The following is an 18,250-nucleotide window of genomic DNA, read 5'->3' on the forward strand; positions in this document are numbered from 1 at the left end:
GTCTTCTATAAGTCACATCGCCGCTGCCGAACCTCTCAGAAAATTCGTCCTATTCGGAAGTAGAACCGTGCGTGACCGTAGTCGCCAACCGAACCGGCGACCAGGACCGGCCCAAATATTGTGTTCACGATGATTCCGCCCGCAACATCCATGGGCAGGTTCGGTGGACTTTGTCCATTGGGAAGCTTGTAAGTCTTTCCTAGTTCCAATACTCCGAGGAAGTCGACTGTGCTGCCTAACAGAGGTGGCAATTTGATCAACTCGCGAATGTAGCCTAGCTGCCCAAGGAAATACTGGTTCGTGAGCAGTTCATTGGTGCTCCAGGCCACGAGACGCTGCGACCCACCCAGAGAGAACGCCGGAACCCCCGTCTTATAGCCGTAACTGCTGCCGCCATACAATCCGACAAATATTGAGGAAGGTGCACTCAACCGGAAGAAGTCCTGGGCCTGGATCTCGGTGACGGGAAAGGGTCCCGGCGCCGCAGGATTGACCGTATACCCTTTTGTATAGGCCCAAAGACTGACACCCGAGCGTGGAATAACAGGTTGATCCAACGTTGTTAGCTGGTACTGAATCCTGAGGTCTCCAGTCGCTCCGGAGGTCGTAGGTAACGTTGTAACCTGGCCGATCTCCGGACGGATCTTCTGATAGCCCCCTTCATATCCCAGTCGGAATTCACCCGTCCGCCCAAAGGAGTAGCCGGTATCGATACCGCCGAGAACCTCCCGTAGACGGTAGCTTGCCTGCAATGTATTGCCGGAGTAGACATTCAGTTGCTGACTGTTCGCTCCCACTCTGGGCGCTATGAACCAATTGCTGGCCGGGGCATAAGGATGGTAGTACTCACTTTGCACCAAATACTGAGAACCTACAATGACATCGTTGCGCAGCTCGGACCGATAGCCCCCAAAGTCCAAAAACGTAATTCTGGCTCCCATGCTGAACAGCACGTTGTTGTAGTCTGAGCCGTCGATCAGGATGAGAGGCCGGACAATGGGCGGCCCGTATGCCTTCTCCTCGGTTTGGATCAGCAGTCCGTGTTGACCATCCTTCTCGACCATCGAATAAGTGGAGGTTGTGAAGCGCCCCTCCCCACGATCGACATCATGTCCTGGTCCAGTTTTTTGGAGTCGATCGGCGTCCCCACCAGTCCGGACAATTGCTTCTCCATACCTTTCTCCATGTCGGGAGAAGATGTGCCAGTGACCTGAATAAAGGTCGGGATCGGGACACTTTTGCGCCGGGCGTTTCGATTCGCTATATATTGTTCCCACTCCGCCTGGCTTACTGAAAATGCAGCTAAGACCGAAGCCTTGGCCGCAGCCGCGTCGTATCCCGCTTTGATGATGGCATCGGCTTTGTTGTATTCGAGAGCGGTGTATTTCTGGAGTGGAACGGTTACGAGTATGTCAGCTTGCTCCATCGAACGAAGTTCATTGGCCGCAATCATTACAGAGATGGACTGACCCAGAACCCCATAGCTTGGCAGCGTTGCTGTCGGACTAAGAGGTTCTGTCTCCAAGTGGATCCCGAGGATGACATCGGCACCCATCTCTTTGGCGACGTTTATCGGGATATTGTTGAGCAGCCCGCCGTCGGCATAAAGATGATCTCCAGATCGAACGGGGGAAAAGATTCCCGGCAGCGACATCGTTGCCCGCATCGCTAACGACAGCGGGCCGTCGCGAAAGACATGCGGTTTACCTGAGACCAAGTCCGTTGCAACGCAGGCGAACGGAATTGGCAGGTCATTAAAGCTTGTGAGTTGAGAATAAGGAAGAGCCACCCGGTCGAGAATCAGGTCGACCTCCTGACCGGAGTTGAAGCCTGCAGGAAACTGCAAGCCCTTACGCAAACCAAACTCAAGGGAACCTGGCACCTCGTGAGCATCTTGTTTGCGACGGAAAGCCAGATCACTAAACGGGGTGGTTCCGCTTAGCACTTGATCCCAATCGATGCCGTTGATGAGTTCTCTTACCTCGGCTGGGGAGCGTCCGGTTGCATAAATTCCCCCCACTAAGCCTCCCATGCTTGTTCCTGCGACATAACTGACGGGAATGCGGTGCTCCTCCATCCAGGTGATAACGCCAATGTGAGCTAGCCCTAGAGCACCACCCCTTCGAGGACCAAGCCGAGCTTGGGACGCATCGTCTTATCTTGCCCAGGAAGCTCTTGAGAATAGCAGCCGATACTAGCCGCCAGAGCGCTGAGCAGGAGCAATGATCGCTTGGCCAGGGTATGCATGGCTACCTTTCTGAAGCACAGAGCGTGTTACGTTGTGCCGTGTTCAACCTACGGGCTGATAAGAAGAGTTCTGAATCGTTACTTCCAACCGCTTGCTAACTCCGTTAATCTGATTTGTCGAAACGTGGTTGGTGCCGTCGGGCAATCTGGCAAACTGAACGGCAATGCTCACGGCGTCGCTCGGAGCAGCAAGATAACTGGCGACCTGTAGCGCCCGAATCGCCTTCTGCTGTTGGTCGAAGACCACCGTCACGGAGTCACCGGGTTTGAGGTAATTTTTGACGATCAGGCTTATCGTGACGTTAGCGCCTTTGGACTCCATCGAGATGTCACCTCGTTGATAGGCCTGATCGAGCGCCTGCAGATCAAGCTGCGAGTATTGCTTTCCGAGAGCGGCGATTTGTTGCCCATACACCTGAAACTCTTCAGTCTTCTTCGCGACGACACGTTGCTTGAACCGTCCCCCGCTGGGCTGAGGCGCGGCCTGCGGATTCAGCTCGATCTTTTGCTGCTGGCCGTCAGGACCTATCCGCACCTGAAACTGTTGCATCTTCTTAACCTCACCTTTCAGGCTGATCGTCTGCTCTTCCATCCAGCTATAACGCGCTAGTGCTTGTTTGTTCGCAGCGGAAGAGTGTTTGATCTCGGTCAGCTTCTCTTGCATCTCAGGTTTCTGAGCGAAGATGTGAGGGACGGAACAGAAGGAAACTATTGTGGCTATTACAGCCGACCGCGCGTGCCTGAAGGTATGTTGGTTCGACTTGTGCATGGCAAGCTCCTCGTGACCTATCCCAATGATCGGTCTTTGTGGAGCGACAAGGCTGCGCACCTACGCCCCGCTCTGCGAGGCAAAACGGCTCCGAGCCATGCCGCACACATCCAGACAGTTGCCGCCTAGACACTTGACTATGGCTGATTCTCAGCTTGTTTTCGTAGAATGGGAACTACCAAAAATGCTATAGGCACAACCCTAAAGCTATCTTTTCCGTGAGCTGACTAGCTCTTTGGCCACTGTTTGAACATCTTCGTCACGGCCTTCTGAATCAACTGCTGGTTCTTGTTGCCATTGTTGTTCAGGGTGTTTTGCGCGATTCCCCGCCAGACCAAACTTTTGCCTTTCGCGTCGTACAGATCTACGATCAACGTTCCTATGACATTTTGCTGCGGTGTGATGGTGCCCATTCCGCCGCCCCATCCGCGCATACCCATGGCGGTATAACTGGTCTGTTCCTTCATGCCGCCGTTGGCAGTGACGAGGAGGTCAGGTTTCTGAGACTCTTCCACTTTTTGAAGACCCTTGCCTTGTAAGGCTGCGTCGATGTCTTGTACCGCCACTTGCGCCAATATTGAATTCTGAACTTTGTTGGCGTTCTCCGAACCCCACGCATATGTATGAAACTGCGAAAAACTCTGTTTCTGGTTGTAGTTGACTGAGACGGTTTGTGCGACGGCAACCGCAGAAGCCGAACACAGTATCATCGTGCACAATGCAAATTTAGTTTTCATCATCTTCCTCTCATGTTCTTAAAGAAACTCATCATCTTCGCCGACGCCGAAACGCCTCTTTGCCAGCACTCCAGGCTCCATTTTGAACCGCTTCAAGGAAATGAGTGACCGTCAGCCCCCGCTCTCTTGACTAGGTGGATATTCCCTGAAAGTTTACAAGAATTGGGAAACAATCACCGTTGCCGGGTTAGTTGGGAGAAAAGATGGTTATCGCCGACAGGAGCGAGACGGTGCGTTTACAATTTGTCCACTACGAGGGACACACTTTCATGCATTCAAAGCTTTTCCTCCCCTTCAAATCTTCGCTCCTCACCATATTGGCCGTGAGTGCGGCTTTTGTAGTCTCGTCCAAGCCAGCGTTTGCCCAAGCCCCACATTCACTGGACGCTGCCGAACAGCAGAAGGTGGACACGTTGGTGAAGCAGATGACGCTTCAGCAAAAGCTGGACTACATCGGAGGAACAGGCTTTGGTGTGCGGGCCGTTTCGTCGCTTGGGATTCCTGCGCTCGATATGTCGGATGGTCCCTACGGCACGAGGTCAAACTCGGGGTTTCCCTCGACGACCTACGGAGCCGGGATTAACATGGCAGCTTCATGGAATCCTGAACTGGCGGCACGGGTGGGCGCCGGAATAGGTCGCGACGCCCGGGCACGCGGAGTCCACTTCATGCTCGGGCCCGGGGTCAATATCTACCGGTCGCCACGAAATGGACGTAACTTCGAATACTTCGGCGAGGATCCTTTCCTTGCAGGGCAGATCGCGGTGGGCTACATCACCGGTATGCAAGAGCAGGGTGTCAGCGCCACGGTCAAGCATTATTTGGGCAACAATAGTGAATTTTTGCGGCACGACTCAGACTCCGAGATCGACGAGCGAACACTTCGCGAGATCTATATGCCTGCCTTCGAGGTAGCAGTAAAGCAGGGGCATGTGAGCTCGGTGATGGACTCTTACAATTTGATCAACGGGCAACATGCAACCCAGAACGGTTACTTCAATATCGACATCCTGCGCAAGGAGTGGGGCTTCAAGGGTGTGCTGATGTCGGACTGGGATGCGACCTACGATGCGATCGGCGCGGCCAACGGTGGGCTCGATATAGAGGAACCGGGCGGGAAGTTCATGAACAACGCAAACCTAGGGCCCGCTATTCGGGCAGGGAAGGTGTCCGAGGCGACGATCGACGAGAAGGTGCGGCGCATTCTCGAGACAGCCGCTTCCTACGGATGGCTGAATCGCGATCAGCACGACGCGTCGATCTCTTTCGTTGATACGAAGAACAAGGAGGTGGCCCTCGATGCAGCTCGCGAGGGAGCGGTGCTGCTGAAGAACGCGGGCAATCTGTTGCCATTGGATAAGTCGGCAATCAAGACGATTCTGATCGTCGGGCCAGACGCCTATCCGGGCGTCCCGGTGGGCGGGGGAAGTGCTGGCGTAGTTCCGTTCCATATGGTGAGTGCGCTGGAGGGTATCTCCAACGAGGTGGGCGCAGCGACGACCGTACTGTATGACCGGGGGTTCCGGCGTTGTCGCATCTGGCGTCCGCTACGGAGTTTACGACTGAAGCCAAGAACGGTAAGGCCGGGATGACGCTTGAGAGCTTCAATAACCTTGACCTCTCCGGAGCTCCGGTTTCAAAGACAGTCACACGCCACGCTGTCCTGGAAGGACTCACTATCAAGGCCGTTATCGAAAATGTAGACGCGGTGATGGAGATGCTCTTCAACTCTCCTCCCTCTGAGGTATCGCATCGGATCACTGGCTTTTATAACGCCGCGAGATCCACCAAATACATCTTAGCGTTGGAGGATTCCGGAGAGGGTTCAGGCAACCGCGTGTATGTTGACGACAAACTCGTGATCGACAACTGGAAGATCGTGCGAGCGTTCCAGCCGCATGTCACGCTCGAGCTTACGGCTGGACCTCACAAGATAGTCGTGGAAGAGTGGCAAAAGACCCTATCGGAGGCCACGTGGTGGTGGGAATCGTACCTGAAGACAAGGTGGTGAATTCGCAGGCTGTGCAGCTTGCAGCGAGAGCCGACGTTGTGCTGGTAGAAGCTGGCTTCGAGCAAGAGAGCGAGGGCGAAGGCGGCGACAGAACGTTTGAGTTGCCGTACGGGCAAACTGAACTGATTCGCGAGATGGTTGCCGCGAATCCGAAGGTTGTAGTTGCGATCACATCGGGTGGGAACGTGGAATCCACGACGTGGATCGACCGCGTGCCCGCGGTGTTGGAGACATGGTATGCCGGGCAAGAGGCTGGACAGGCGTTGGCGGAGATTTTGTTTGGCGACATTAACCCGTCGGGACATCTGCCTGCCACCTTCGAGCGCAAGGCGGAGGACAATCCAACCTTCGCTAATTACTACCCTGAGGGCGACTCAAAGCGGGTCGACTACAAGGAAGGCATCTTCGTTGGATACCGCGGTTACGAGAAGAACAAGGTCAAGCCTCTGTTTCCGTTTGGATACGGTCTCTCCTACACCACCTTCAGATTCGCGAATCTAAAGATCGAGTCCAACGACGCTGGCGGCGAGGTGCAAGGCGTTGCCAGCTTTGATGTGACCAATTCAGGCGCGCGGAAAGGGGCTGAAGTCGCGCAGCTCTATGTAACAGAGGACCACCCGAAGGTTCCGCGGCCGGAACATGAGTTGAAGGGTTTTCAGCGGATAGAGCTGTCGCCGGGCGAAACGAAACATGTAGAAATTCCACTGGGGGCGAGATCGTTTTCCTACTATGATGTTGGGGCCAAGAAGTGGGCGATCGGCTCCAATCGATTCACGATCTCCGTAGGTGATTCGGTTGAATCGCTGCCGTTGAAGACGGGGGTCACCTTGAAGCCCAGCGGGAATTGACGAGTCACCAAGTCGATGGAATGCCCAGGCCGCTAGTCTGATTGGCGGTTTGGGTGTTTTTTTTGGCGGGCGGGTTTGTGGTGCTTTGCTGGGGTTTTTGGAAAAAGAGGGTGTTTTGACGTGGTGTTTTGGTGGTGTCGTTGTGGTGTTTTGCGTGGTGGAGGTGGTGTTGTAGCAGACAGTTTTTTTGGGGTGAAAAATGTGATAAGGTTTTTGGATTTATTTTGTGGCTTCCGGTTTTGGGAGTGGTGGAGATTTTTGTGGATTGGTCGTAGCCGGTCACTTTTTCATTTGGTGGGATGGGGCACCCGAGATTTGTCGTTTAGGTAAAGGGTGGGACACCCGGCGCTTTCACGGGACGGTTGCTCTAGTGGCCCAACTGCCTGCTGGCCAGCTCTGTTCCTTCGACCCTGGCTTGAATTTTCTGAAATGCAGTGTCTCGGGCGGTCGAGGTGTCGTCGGCGAAGGGCGCGAAGCCGCAGTCGTCGGTGGTTCCAAGTCGCTCGAGGGGCAGGAAGGATGCCGCTTCGAGGATGCGGTCGCGGACCTGGGCGGCGGTTTCGATGGCTGGATTGATTGGGTCGATGACCCCTATGAAGACAAGATGCTGAGGGCTTGCGAGGTCGCCTACGAGTCGCAGGATGCGCGGTTTGTCCGGTTCGCTGGCCATCTGAAGATAGAACCGGCCGACGTTGAGCTTGAATAGATCGGGTAGCAATCCGGCGTAGTCAACGTCTGCGCTGTGGGTCGAATCGTGGTCTCCGCCGGGACAGACATGGACACCAATTTTCTGGCGTTCGTTCGCGGTAAAGCGGTGCAAGACCTTGTTGTTCAGGTCGACGAAGCTGCGCAGGAGATTGGCAGAGGGATCGAGCTTGAGAGAGAGCCGGCCCTCGGTGAAGTCGATTTGTACGGATGCTGCACCGGCGGAGAGAGCGCCCCGGATATCGGCTTCAGCCTCGTCGATTAGATCCGCGAGGAAGGACTCGCGAGAGTAGCCGGGAATGCCGGTTGACGGGTAGAGGAGGCTGAGCGCAGAGGCGGAGATGACGGCCTGCTTGATGGGGCGATTGGTGTAGGTGCGGGCGGCCTTGAGAAAGCTTTCGGCATGAGTGCCGTAGCGGAAGGGGCCTGAGGTGAGGCGAGGAAGCTGGCGCTGGTGGCCATCGGCGAAGGGGATGACGACTCCATCGGGCGCGAGATTTGAGAGACCGGTGAGGGGGTAGGTGGCGAAGCTGGGCTTGGTTTGTTCGCCATCTGTGAGGACCGGCGACCCGGTCTGCTCGAGGCGAGCGATGGTGTCTCGAAGTGCTTCGGCGTAGACGCTGTCCAGCGAGTTGCGGGGGATTTCGGCGGCATGATACGACGTTAGCGCTTCGATCAATTGAGGAGGACGCGGGATGCTGCCAATTGGTTCGGTCGGAATCATCGGATGATGGTACTCGTGGAGTGAAGTTAAGACCCTCCACCAAAAGATTGATTGGATCTGGCATCGGGGTTAGCGTGGCGCGAATGCTTACTCATGCGATGGAACTGAATGAAGGGGGCATGCGAGATATTGGGCTCACTTGGCATGGGCACCCGCCAACTGAAGGTGACGAAGTGGAGTCGTTTGGTTTGCTGGAAGAGTTTGAGGCCTGCAGGCGTGGCGGAATTGGCAGTTTACATGCCACCCTTCGCAAAAAACGCGAAGGATGGGGCACCCGAGATTTGTCGTTTAGGTACAGGGTGGGCCACCCGGCCACTTGAATCCTGGACAATCGCTTCGAAGGCGCTATCCGGGGACCAGAACTTCATGAGCTCGGCCGCCTTCAGCCGCTCAAGAACGCTTCTCGATCACCCCGGATTGTGCTTCAATGACCCCTGAGAAAAGTCGCGCAGCTGCGAATTGGAGGCGGATAACGCTTTGCTGGGAGATCGAATCAAATCGTCACGAACGGCAGCCCAGTACACGACCTGACCTACCAAAACATCTGCAGGCGAATAAAAATTGATAGATTGGATTTGCTTTCGTGCAGTTAATGTGGTAATGATCTACAAAAATTTATATATACGCATGTCTTGAGCTGTCTAACCGACGCTTCCGCCTCGCCCTAGCACGTTGAATATTATGGGCATTCTATGGTTCCCGACGTTTGTCGCATTGCGGCCCTAAAATTGCTTGTTCTATTTCAGCTAGCTGATTCGAGAAAAAGAGACACTCCCCAGGCAAGCCATGCAGACTGCGACCCGCGATCAGTTCAAGCATTGGAGGCAGAACATGAAACGTACCTTCTGGTACCTATCCCAAATCATGATCTTGGTGTTGGTAGCGTTTAGTGTCTCGGCACAACAGCAAGGTTCGATCACTGGCGGTTTGAACGGGGAAATCACCGATTCGACCGGCGCGAATCTGCCCGGCGTAACTGTAACTTTAGCGGGGCCTCAAGGAACCCGGGTTGTAACGACTGATTCGCTTGGTCGCTACAGCGTCAACGGGCTCACACCAGGTTTTTATGATGTAACAGTCCAAATGAGCGGCTTCAGGAAGGTTGAGTCAAAGCATAACGAGGTTGTGGTGGGCTCCTCGTCGACGCTCAATCTTTCGCTGCAGACCGGCAGTGTCGCCGAGGTAGTCGAGGTAACGGCGGCGGCGGTTTCTATCGACACGCAGAGCACCGCAGTCACGACCAACCTGACCGACCAGTTCTACAACAGCGTCCCAGTACCGAGAAACGTCTCCGCCATCTTCTATGCGGCGCCGGGCGTTGCTACAGGCCAGGTCGCAGGTAGCCCGAATCAGATTGGACCTGGCGCGGCAAACCCCTCGATCGGTGGCGCATCAGGCCTTGAGAATCTCTATGTTGTAGACGGCGTGACGATCACCGACCAGGCGTTCGGCAGCATCGGCACCTACAACCGTTATCACGGGTCGCTCGGAACCGGAATCAACCTTGCCTTTATTAAAGAAGTTGACGTGAAGACGACGGCCTTTGAGCCGGAGTATGGCAAGGCGACAGGTGGCATCGTGCAGATCGTCACCAAGTCCGGCAGTGACAGCTATCACGGCGCGCTCGCTGCCTATTTTGGGCCAGGGTCCTGGTACGCGAGCCGTTACCAGTACTACCAGTTTGGCTACCAGCAGGTGACTCCGCCCTCGTTCCTCAACACGCCGCAGTACGACGCCGCGTTTGAGTTAGGTGGCTATGTCCCTCACTTCAAGGACAAGTTCTTCTTCTTCGGCGCGTTCAATCCCTCTTTGAACCAGACGACTCTGCTGGCCAATCCGAGTGCGCCGGCTCCAAGCGTCGCCCTTGGCGCACTCCAGTACAGCACAACGACTCTTAGTTGGGCGGGCAAACTGACCCTCAAGCTTGGCGCCGTGACGACCTTCGAAGCGTCGAGCTTCGGCGATCCATCGAAGCACAACGGACTACCCCTCGCAGTGGGTCAGAATGCCCTCTCGTCGCTCTTCCCAAAGACGACTGCCAGTTCCTGGCAGTTTGGTTCGCGGGACTCAGTTGCCCGCATCAATAGTGCGATTACGTCGACCTGGACGGTCGACGCCTCGTATGCCTACAACTACAACCACTTCAATGAATATCCGGCGACCAACGACTATGGCATTACCGACGCCAGCGGCAATTCCCTGGCGAGCGCTACAGGGTCTGTTATCACCGGGCTTGGTGCTTACGAGCCATCGAAGAACAATACCTATAGCATCGCGGTCAATACCTCCAAGACGTTCGGGTTCCTGGGCCAGCACGTTGTCTCTGCCGGCTATGCCTACGACCACACCAACTTCCTCGACCTGCCTTCGCGGTCTGGGCCGTTGTTCCCGATCCCGAATCAGAATGCAGCCGGGCAGACGTTGTCCAATCTCTTCTCGAATATTCCTGCCCGGGCGATTGGCGCTATGACCAATGCGCTGTTCCGGGTCTCGGCAACCAACATCAGTCCGGCTCTCACACAAACGGACCGGACCTGCACGATATGCCCCGTCAATTCGCATGGTCAGCAGATTTACGCTTCCATCAACCGCGGCACCTACCAGGGCCTGAACGTGAATGCGGCTGGCCGCTATCATACCGCCTATGGAGAAGATGTCTACCAGATGAACCGTTTCATCACGATCAACGCCGGGGTCCGCTGGGAGCAGGAGCGGATTGCGGGAAACCTGCTGAAATACACCTTCACGGGCAGCTGGTCGCCGCGGATCGGTATCAACATCGATCCCGTGGGTGACCACAAGAGCAAGCTCTTCTTCAACTATGGTCGCAACTACTGGGCTATGCCTCTGGACGCAGCGATCCGTCAACTAGGAAATGAGCAGGATGACACAAGCTACGCTTTTGCCCCTGTCATTGGTGCCGGTGGATTGATTACTGTGATCCCGGACGCTGCGCATAACCTGAATGGCCTCCCGCGTTCCACCAGCGCAACCGGGGTCGTCTCGAAGTTCGGCGCTCCGAGCTTTGCGTCTTCGACCGGCGAAGGCATCCTTCCTGGAACCAAGGGCGAGTATGAGGACGAGTATGTGATCGGCGTCGAACACGAGCTTACCCCGTCGATCGTCGTCAAGGCGCGCTGGACCGACCGTCGTCTTCCAAGGATCATCGAGGACATCGGCTCGCAGTCGCCTGAAGGATCGACAATCTCTTCGAACTTCGTCGGCGGCATCGCCAATCCCACTGCGGGGACCGACATCGCAGTCAACGAGCAGGAAATTACCTACACGCAGGCCCAGTTCCTTGCTAAGAACCCGAGCGGCAACCCGACAGCAGGCCAGTATGTACCGCCGGTTGCAGGCTGCACGGCAGGCAACGACACCTTCTTTGCCGTGGGCGGACCTTTCATCGACGGCAGGAACCAGCAGGTCGGCGGCGCCTGCTTCTCGAACCTGGCCACGATGGACGGCCCTCCCGCCGACGGTGTTCCCGACGGCTTTGCGAATCCCGTTCGCCGCTACCAGGCCGCTGAGTTCGAGGTGGACAAGCGGTTCAGCAACCATTGGCTCGCTGTCGTCAACTTCCGCTGGGGTACGCTCTACGGCAACTACGAGGGTGCGTACCGCAACGACAACGGTCAGTCTGACCCTGGCATCAGCTCCCTGTTTGACTTCACCGCCGGGAAACTCAATCTGCTCGGTGACCAGTTCGCGAATGGAGACCTGAGCACCGACCGCCGCACGGTTGGCAATTTGTTCCTGAGCTACAACATTGGCTCCGATACGCCGTTCATGCATCGTGCGCGAGGCTTGACCTTCGGCACGGGTCTGCGCGGTCAATCAGGCGTTCCGCTGAGCATCCTGGGCGACCACCCGATCTACCTCAATCAGGGCGAGGTTCCCATCGGCGGTCGCGGCGCTGCCGGGCGCACACCGTCGACATTGCAACTCGACCTTCACACTGACTATCCTGTGCCTCTTGGCCGGTTCACAGAGAAGTACAAGTTGAAGCTTGCGATGGATATGTTCAACGTGACGAACAGTCAGTTCACGACGGGAAGGATACAGTACACGCAGACGACGGCCTCGGCCGTTGGTGTCGCACCGCCACTGAACCTCGACTATAACCGTCCGACCTCATTCCAGACGCCGTTCTATGCACGCGGCTCAATCCGGTTTGAGTTCTAACCCGACGCTTACTTAAATTAACGGGAGAGGGGTGATTCCACCCTCTCCTGTTTTTCTTTAGGAGTACCCTTCCTTGTCTTCACGCCTCCAAAAATCTCTTCTGTTGCTTCCTCTCCTTTTCCTCTTCTTATCCTCATCGCTTCATGCGGTCGATCCGGTAAAGAGCCTCTCTCCACACTACCGCCATTGGATCGAAGAAGACGTCCCATACATCATTCAGACCGAGGAGCGTAAAGAGTTTCTTGCACTGAAGAGCGACGCAGAACGAGACGCCTTCATCCAGGCATTCTGGGATGCCCGCAACTCCGATCCCGGCTCCGATATCAATGAATATAAGGAAGAGCACTACCGCCGACTCGCCTATGCCAATCAGAACTTCGGCAACGTCAAAGCCCAGGACGGATGGCGAACCGACCAGGGACATATCTACATCGTTTTAGGCCCGCCGGAGCAGCGAGCAAATTATATGGCCCCCAGAAATCTCCGGCCAATGATTATCTGGTTCTATCAGTCCAAGACGCCCGCTCTTCCGACGCACTTCTACATCGTCTTCTATAAGCGAAGCACCGGCGAGGACTTCACTCTCTACTCGCCCTACCAAGACGGTCCCTCAAGACTAGTCACTGGCCTCGAAGGAAAAAACGACCAAAAGAACAATGTCGATATCATCAAGAAGTCCCTGGGAGATGAAGTAGCTCGTACGACCCTCTCTCTCATCCCGACCGAGCCCGTCGATCTCAACGACTACACTCCCAGCCTGCAATCCGACGTGCTGCTCAGCACAATTAAAGGACTGCCAGACAATCCCCTAACAACGGAGATGTTGAACCAGCGAAGAGCACGTGAGAAAGTTACGACAAGCGTCTTTCTGGGCACGAACTCCGCCACTCCGCAAACCGCAATCTTTCGCGATGCGACAGGACGCATGACAGCCAACACCCTGCTCTCCTACGACAGGCCGGAGCAGGCAGTCATTGGTACACTGCCTGACAAAAGACTCGGCTATTCGCTCACGCTCCAGACCACCGTGCTGACCTCTGACGGAAAAGATGCCATCTATCAGCAGAATGACAAACTCACCGGCGTTCTGGACGCAACCCAGGCCTCTGATCTGCGCACAAAGCGATTCGGCGCAGAGACCCGGATACCGTTGGCTCCAGGGCAGTACCAGCTCGTCTTCACTCTAACCAATGACCTGACCCACTTCGCCGTGCGTCAACGAGTACAGGTCAAAGTACCGGATCCCGCACAGACTGCCTGGACGATCAGTAACGTGCTTGTCTTCTCCTCGCAGCCGCCGGTCCACGACGCGGAAACAAGGTTCCCCTTCAGTGTTGCTGGATTGCGTTTTGGGCCTCGAGGAGTACAGCAGGGCTCACTTCATACCGGCGAGCCACTGCATCTGCTCTTTCAGCTCTGGAGTAAGCCAGCCCCTTCGTCATCCTTCGAAGGACACAAGATCAAGGTTCATTACGTCCTTGGATCTGTTCAGTCCGGGGAGAGCCACATCAGGAAGATGAGGAAATCGACGCCGCCAACTTCGATGCTTCTGGCACATTGCTCACCGGGCATACCCTTTCTACCGAAGGCCTCTCCGCCGGAAATTACCGTGTCGTGATCACGGCCACCGACGAGGCGACACAACAAAAGGCATACGCGTCCTTGAACCTGCACATCATCAACGATGCCGTGTCTACAGACCTGTGGACAGCCTATGACGCCAGCGGGGCGAACGGCCGCGGACTGGCCATCGACGACTACAAGCGGGCCCTTTGTGCAACGATGACAGGGCAGAACGATAGCGCCATCTCCTGGCTCCAACGCTCAATCGCCGACGATCAGACGTATGTTCCCGCGCTCGATCAACTGGTGGACCTGTTGTCGCAAAGCAATCGATATAAGGAAGTAGCAGACCTTTCCGCCAAACACTCCCTCTCGCACGATGTGAGCCAGCAGACAGTGATTCTGATCTCACAAGCCAGGGCCCAGACGGGCGACTTCCAGGGGCAACTCACATTCTTGAGCAGCAGCTTCAGTTCCAGCCTCCTAGCGCAGAACTCTATCTCGCCTTGGCAAACGTCTATGCGAAGCAGGGCAACTCGTCAAAAGCTGAAGATTACAAACGGCAGGCTGCAAAGCTCGCGAACTGAATCCGCGCCTCGAATCCTGCCTATTCATCAAAAAGCGTTCCATCTATTTTTAGATAGAGCACTTTCTGTAAATATCAGCAGCGGATGTATCGTCGGCTAACCGCACCTTACTCCCCTGAGTTTTAACTCGCCACCCAGCGTCACCGCATCACCACTACCACCTGCAACTTTTGGCAGAAACCATAATCTTGAGCGAACGCAAAGCATAACGCTGCAGTCGTGGCGGAACCACTTGTATTCAGCACCTTGTTGCCGATTGTCTCCTGAGCCACGACTCAGACATAAAGAATCGACGCCAAGTACAGAGTCTGTCTAATCGACCGATTCGGTCAGTCACTCGGTCAACTCATGCGCGGCGGAGAATGTATTATTCTCACCCCTGATTTCCAAGTTTCACATTTGTAATGAGATGTTTGCAGGCTAAGTTCTTGGTGTCAGAATTGAACTGAAATCTGGTATCCCGTGGTATCCAAATTTCGTTCATAAACCGTTTACAATGAACAACTTATGAAAAAGTATGGCGGAGAATGGGGGATCTCTCTAGCCAAAACTCCGAAGTACTTATTAATCATCAAGTTAAGCGATTTCACCCGCTAAAATCTTGGGTTTCGCGGCTCTCACCGCATGCCGAATCATACGGCTTTATATCGCACTATATCAACCGTAAAGATGTAAAAGTGTCACAAAACTGTCACAGCGAAACACTACAAGCCCTTATAGGCTCGCCGTCCGAACAGGTTGTGGTCCGGGGTTCCCCCTTGGGTGGCAGCGTCATGGCTTACCGGTGGTTCGAATCCCATCTGGCTCAGGGATGGCCGAGCGCAACCAATTACGCCCACCCTTCCTGCTATCTGATCGACGCCTTTGGTTGGCAATCTTGTGCGCTGCCGCGGTAGCGGTTCGGTCAGGACGATGTTCCGGTTCGAACCCGGGGAGTAAGGTGCGGGTTGCCGACCATCCGGAAGTTGCGCTCAATTCAGTGTGTGACCACCCCGCAGCGGCGGGTATCTATCCGCAAAGCGCGCTAGCGCTGGGAACGTTTGCTTAGCTATACGCCTCTCGCCCGCTCAGCGCTGGTAGATCACCTTGCCGTCGAAGATGGTCATGTCGACCCTGGTCTTCTCGATCGCCTCTGGCGGGATTGTAAAGATGTCGTCGGAGAGCACTACCAGGTCTGCCAGCTTGCCCGGTTCGATGGATCCTTTGACCGTCTCCTGGTGTTCGGCAAATGCGGATCCCATTGTGTAGGCGTGCACTGCCTGCGCAACGGTGATGCGCTGCTCGGGAATCCAGCCGTTTGGGTTCTTGCCGTCGAGGGTGCGGCGAGTGGTGGCGGCATAGATGCCCATCACGGGATCCAATGGCGCGACGGGCCAGTCGGAACCGAAGGCGAGTGTTGCACCGGCATCCAGCAGGGATTTCCATGCATAGCTCGACTTGATACGCTGCGGGCCAAGGATGGTTTCAGCCCACCGTCCGTCGTCGATTGCGTGGTAGGGCTGCATGGAAACGATCACGCCAAGCTTTGCGAAGCGCGCGTAGTCCTCCGGATGAAGGTGCTGCGCGTGCTCGATGCGGGGGCGGCGATCGGCAGGGCCATTGTCTTTTTCCAGGCGGCCGTAGAGATCGAGTATGGTGCGGTTGGCGCGATCGCCGATGGCGTGGATCGTAAGCTGGAGTCCGGCCTTGTCGGCCTGGCGCATCGATTCGTAGAAATGCTCGACGTCGAGAAGATCGGGGCTGGCGAGGCCGCTCTTCGCCGGATTGTTCGTGAACGGCTCATCCATCCAGGCAGTTTCAGAACCAAGGGCGCCATCGGCGAAGGCTTTCAGGTTGCCAATGCGGAGATAAGGACTGCCAAAAGGCGCGACGATGCCGGCGTCGGCCAGAGTCTTCCAATCGCGGACGGGAAAAGCCTCGTAGATGCGGACAGTCAACTTGCCAGCGCGCTCGATCTTCTGAAACTCGCGAAAATTGTCCGGCTGGCCGCGGTCTTCAGAGCTGTCGGCCATGTTCTGCACGCTGGTTACGCCGTGAGCTGCCGCTTCGCGCATGGCTTCTTCCATGGCCTGGGCCTCCTCTTCGGGAGACAGCGGAGGCATGATGCGCTGGACGAGAGCGATGGCAGCGTCTTTGAGAATGCCGGTCGGGTTGCCGTCCTTGTCGCGCTCGATTTCTCCGCCCGGCACGTCCTTCGTGTTTCGGTCGATGCCGGCGAGCTTCATGGCCTGTGCATTCACGAGGGCCATGTGTCCGTCGAGCCGCCACAAGAATGCAGGATGATCGCCGGAGACATCGTCAATCAACTGGTGGTCGGGCAGAACGGGCGGATTCCAGCGTTGATGATCCCAAAGGCCATTGCGAAGCCACGCACCTTTGGGCAGGGTTCTGGCGAATTGAGCGATGCGATCCTTGAACTCGGCCTGGCTGTTGGCTGCGCCAAGATGCACGGTGATCAGCGAACCGCCGCCGATGAGGAAATGCACGTGGGAGTCGTTGAAGCCGGGCAGGAGAAGGCGGCCGCCGAGATCGATGATGCGGGTGTCGGGGCCGGCGAGTTTTCTAATCGCTTCGTTATTGCCGACCGCGAGGATCCTGGAACCATCGAGCGCCACTGCCTGGGCGGTGGGCTGCGCCGGATTTTCGGTCCATAGCTTGGCGTTGACGAAGATCAGGCTCGCCTCCGTAGCCGACGCGCTGCAGCAGCAGGCGCCGAGCACAACAATGAGCGAGCATACCCAGGAAAGCTTCATTGCAACTCCCTTCAAACTGAGGCACGATTGTCCGCGATCACGGGAGAATCGCGGGAAGACAGGGAACATTTCAGGTTTGTACAACTCTATCAGCGAGCGGGCATTGTCGAGTTCCGCGCGCGGGTCGGTTCTAGTATCCCTCGGTCGATCCCGAGTAACGGGCAAACCTGAAGTTATCCATTCAATATTTTGGGGCCGGCTGCCAACTGCCGCGGTTTCCAGTTGTCACGGTAGGGACTATACGCCCACACTGACACATAGCGCGGCATTCAGTATCTGCGACACATTTCATGCAATCACGGAGTGGGATCGTGTCGTGGCTCCTTACTCGCAACGTACAGATACCTCAGCAGACGCTTTTCGCTCGTCAAGATATATACACAGGAGAGGAACCGTTGCAGTCCCTCGAAGTTAGTATTGCCTTCGGCTGCGACCAGTTCCTCTTTCCTTTTCTCCCGTGCGTGATACCACTGCTTCGCGATGCGAGCCGCGCTCTCGGTTGTGTCTTTTGCGCGGATGTGGCGAAACTCCGCTCGCTCCATGAGCCGTTCATTCTCTCCGGGCGGGCTGTACACGTAAAAGCCGATCGAGCTACGCGTAGCGATCTCTTCGTGGGAAACCATTCCGCCAATTACCAGAGCGTCACTGAATAGCATCCGTCCGCCGGGATTTAGTACGCGAAACATCTCAACCAACACCTCGGGGCGTCCTGAAAGATGGCACAGAACGTCATTCGAGAACACAGCATCAAAGGTGTTGTCGTCGAAAGGTAGATTCTTCGAGGCGTCACACTGTTCAAAACGTACCTGGGAAGCGAGACCTCTTGCCAGCGCAAGCTGGTTCGCATTGCGAACTCCCGGTTCATTAATATCCAGCCCTATGAGCCGGCAGCCCACTTTTTCTGCAAGGTGCAACGCGTATCCCCCGAACCGCACCCCAGTTCCAGCACAAACGAATCGGATCTCAGACCCAGCAGTTGGGGGATTGCATTAGATTCTTCCGTTGTAACCCAGCTTGTTTGCCCAAAATCCTCGCCGTAGGTCTCGATGCGCACCTGGCGGTAGGTAGCCGACTCATAATTTCCATACGCACTATCGTAGAGATCTACTTTCCGTGACATG

Annotated in this window: 15 protein-coding genes; 6 read left to right on the forward strand and 9 right to left on the reverse strand. The window is 55.8% G+C overall.

Annotation, left to right across the window (positions count from 1 at the left end; translation table 11 throughout):
• Positions 1 to 35 precede the first annotated feature (35 nt).
• The 4 genes from RBB80_RS02515 to RBB80_RS02530 form a co-directional block, all read right to left on the reverse strand.
• Positions 36 to 1,064 (reverse strand): hypothetical protein, encoded by a 1,029-nt coding sequence (locus tag RBB80_RS02515; protein WP_433966765.1) that lies wholly within the window; start codon positions 1,062 to 1,064, stop codon positions 36 to 38.
• Complete coding sequence (locus RBB80_RS02520; protein WP_433966766.1) at positions 1,031 to 2,077, reverse strand: patatin-like phospholipase family protein; 1,047 nt, start codon at positions 2,075 to 2,077, stop codon at positions 1,031 to 1,033. Before RBB80_RS02520 ends, RBB80_RS02515 begins: the two co-directional genes overlap by 34 nt.
• A gap of 213 nt (positions 2,078 to 2,290) precedes the next feature.
• Positions 2,291 to 3,016 (reverse strand): hypothetical protein, encoded by a 726-nt coding sequence (locus tag RBB80_RS02525; protein ID WP_433966767.1) that lies wholly within the window; start codon positions 3,014 to 3,016, stop codon positions 2,291 to 2,293.
• A gap of 227 nt (positions 3,017 to 3,243) precedes the next feature.
• On the reverse strand, positions 3,244 to 3,756 hold the full coding sequence (locus tag RBB80_RS02530) for a DUF4136 domain-containing protein (RefSeq protein ID WP_433966768.1): 513 nt from the start codon (positions 3,754 to 3,756) through the stop codon (positions 3,244 to 3,246).
• 227 nt (positions 3,757 to 3,983) lie between these two features.
• Between RBB80_RS02530 and RBB80_RS02535 the strand changes: the two genes are divergently transcribed.
• The 3 genes from RBB80_RS02535 to RBB80_RS02545 are packed head-to-tail and all read left to right on the forward strand — an operon-like array spanning position 3,984 to position 6,612.
• On the forward strand, positions 3,984 to 5,345 hold the full coding sequence (locus RBB80_RS02535) for a glycoside hydrolase family 3 protein (protein WP_433966769.1): 1,362 nt from the start codon (positions 3,984 to 3,986) through the stop codon (positions 5,343 to 5,345).
• Positions 5,342 to 5,764, forward strand: a complete 423-nt coding sequence (locus RBB80_RS02540; RefSeq protein ID WP_433966770.1) for a PA14 domain-containing protein — start codon at positions 5,342 to 5,344, stop codon at positions 5,762 to 5,764. The genes RBB80_RS02535 and RBB80_RS02540 overlap by 4 nt, the downstream gene beginning before the upstream one ends.
• Entirely contained in the window at positions 5,701 to 6,612 is a 912-nt protein-coding gene (locus RBB80_RS02545) for a glycoside hydrolase family 3 C-terminal domain-containing protein (RefSeq protein ID WP_433966771.1), read from the forward strand. The genes RBB80_RS02540 and RBB80_RS02545 overlap by 64 nt, the downstream gene beginning before the upstream one ends.
• A 4-nt stretch (positions 6,613 to 6,616) precedes the next feature.
• Here the strand turns inward: RBB80_RS02545 and RBB80_RS02550 are convergent, their stop codons facing one another.
• Together RBB80_RS02550 and RBB80_RS02555 are read right to left on the reverse strand one after the other, a co-directional pair.
• Positions 6,617 to 6,895: a hypothetical protein gene (locus RBB80_RS02550; RefSeq protein WP_433966772.1), complete on the reverse strand. Its 279-nt coding sequence runs from the start codon at positions 6,893 to 6,895 to the stop codon at positions 6,617 to 6,619.
• An 84-nt stretch (positions 6,896 to 6,979) separates the two neighbouring features.
• Positions 6,980 to 8,041: a cobalamin-independent methionine synthase II family protein gene (locus tag RBB80_RS02555; RefSeq protein WP_433966773.1), complete on the reverse strand. Its 1,062-nt coding sequence runs from the start codon at positions 8,039 to 8,041 to the stop codon at positions 6,980 to 6,982.
• Positions 8,042 to 8,872: 831 nt separating this feature from the next.
• On the opposite strand from RBB80_RS02555, the gene RBB80_RS02560 reads away from it, so the two are divergent.
• From RBB80_RS02560 to RBB80_RS02570, 3 genes are all read left to right on the forward strand, one after another.
• Positions 8,873 to 12,226 carry a carboxypeptidase regulatory-like domain-containing protein gene (locus RBB80_RS02560; RefSeq protein WP_433966774.1) on the forward strand — a complete coding sequence of 1,118 codons (3,354 nt, stop codon included), beginning with the start codon at positions 8,873 to 8,875 and terminating at the stop codon, positions 12,224 to 12,226.
• 73 nt (positions 12,227 to 12,299) lie between these two features.
• The gene (locus RBB80_RS02565; RefSeq protein WP_433966775.1) at positions 12,300 to 13,844 is read left to right on the forward strand and encodes a GWxTD domain-containing protein; all 1,545 of its coding nucleotides are present in this window, start codon (positions 12,300 to 12,302) and stop codon (positions 13,842 to 13,844) included.
• A complete protein-coding gene (locus tag RBB80_RS02570) occupies positions 13,841 to 14,476 on the forward strand; it encodes a hypothetical protein (RefSeq protein WP_433966776.1) in 636 nt (211 codons plus the stop codon). Before RBB80_RS02565 ends, RBB80_RS02570 begins: the two co-directional genes overlap by 4 nt.
• Before the next feature lie 967 nt (positions 14,477 to 15,443).
• Here RBB80_RS02570 and RBB80_RS02575 read toward each other — a convergent pair.
• The 3 genes from RBB80_RS02575 to RBB80_RS02585 form a co-directional block, all read right to left on the reverse strand.
• Positions 15,444 to 17,096 (reverse strand): amidohydrolase, encoded by a 1,653-nt coding sequence (locus tag RBB80_RS02575; protein ID WP_433966567.1) that lies wholly within the window; start codon positions 17,094 to 17,096, stop codon positions 15,444 to 15,446.
• Positions 17,097 to 17,425: 329 nt separating this feature from the next.
• Positions 17,426 to 18,043 carry a class I SAM-dependent methyltransferase gene (locus tag RBB80_RS02580; protein WP_433966777.1) on the reverse strand — a complete coding sequence of 206 codons (618 nt, stop codon included), beginning with the start codon at positions 18,041 to 18,043 and terminating at the stop codon, positions 17,426 to 17,428.
• Positions 18,007 to 18,249: a hypothetical protein gene (locus RBB80_RS02585; RefSeq protein WP_433966778.1), complete on the reverse strand. Its 243-nt coding sequence runs from the start codon at positions 18,247 to 18,249 to the stop codon at positions 18,007 to 18,009. Before RBB80_RS02585 ends, RBB80_RS02580 begins: the two co-directional genes overlap by 37 nt.
• Between the last annotated feature and the right edge of the window lies 1 nt (position 18,250).

It is taken from the genome of Tunturiibacter gelidiferens (assembly GCF_051013345.1).
GTDB lineage: Bacteria > Acidobacteriota > Terriglobia > Terriglobales > Acidobacteriaceae > Edaphobacter > Edaphobacter gelidiferens_A.

Excerpts from the sequence above, each read along its gene's own strand:
- RBB80_RS02525 (WP_433966767.1), bottom strand. The coding sequence starts at position 3,016 with ATGCACAAGTCGAACCAACATACCTTCAGGCACGCGCGGTCGGCTGTA.
- RBB80_RS02530 (WP_433966768.1), bottom strand. The coding sequence starts at position 3,756 with ATGATGAAAACTAAATTTGCATTGTGCACGATGATACTGTGTTCGGCT.
- RBB80_RS02560 (WP_433966774.1), top strand. The coding sequence starts at position 8,873 with ATGAAACGTACCTTCTGGTACCTATCCCAAATCATGATCTTGGTGTTG.
- RBB80_RS02540 (WP_433966770.1), top strand. The coding sequence starts at position 5,342 with ATGACGCTTGAGAGCTTCAATAACCTTGACCTCTCCGGAGCTCCGGTT.
- RBB80_RS02555 (WP_433966773.1), bottom strand. The coding sequence starts at position 8,041 with ATGATTCCGACCGAACCAATTGGCAGCATCCCGCGTCCTCCTCAATTG.
- RBB80_RS02520 (WP_433966766.1), bottom strand. The coding sequence starts at position 2,077 with ATGGAGGAGCACCGCATTCCCGTCAGTTATGTCGCAGGAACAAGCATG.
- RBB80_RS02585 (WP_433966778.1), bottom strand. The coding sequence starts at position 18,249 with ATGTCACGGAAAGTAGATCTCTACGATAGTGCGTATGGAAATTATGAG.
- RBB80_RS02515 (WP_433966765.1), bottom strand. The coding sequence starts at position 1,064 with ATGGTCGAGAAGGATGGTCAACACGGACTGCTGATCCAAACCGAGGAG.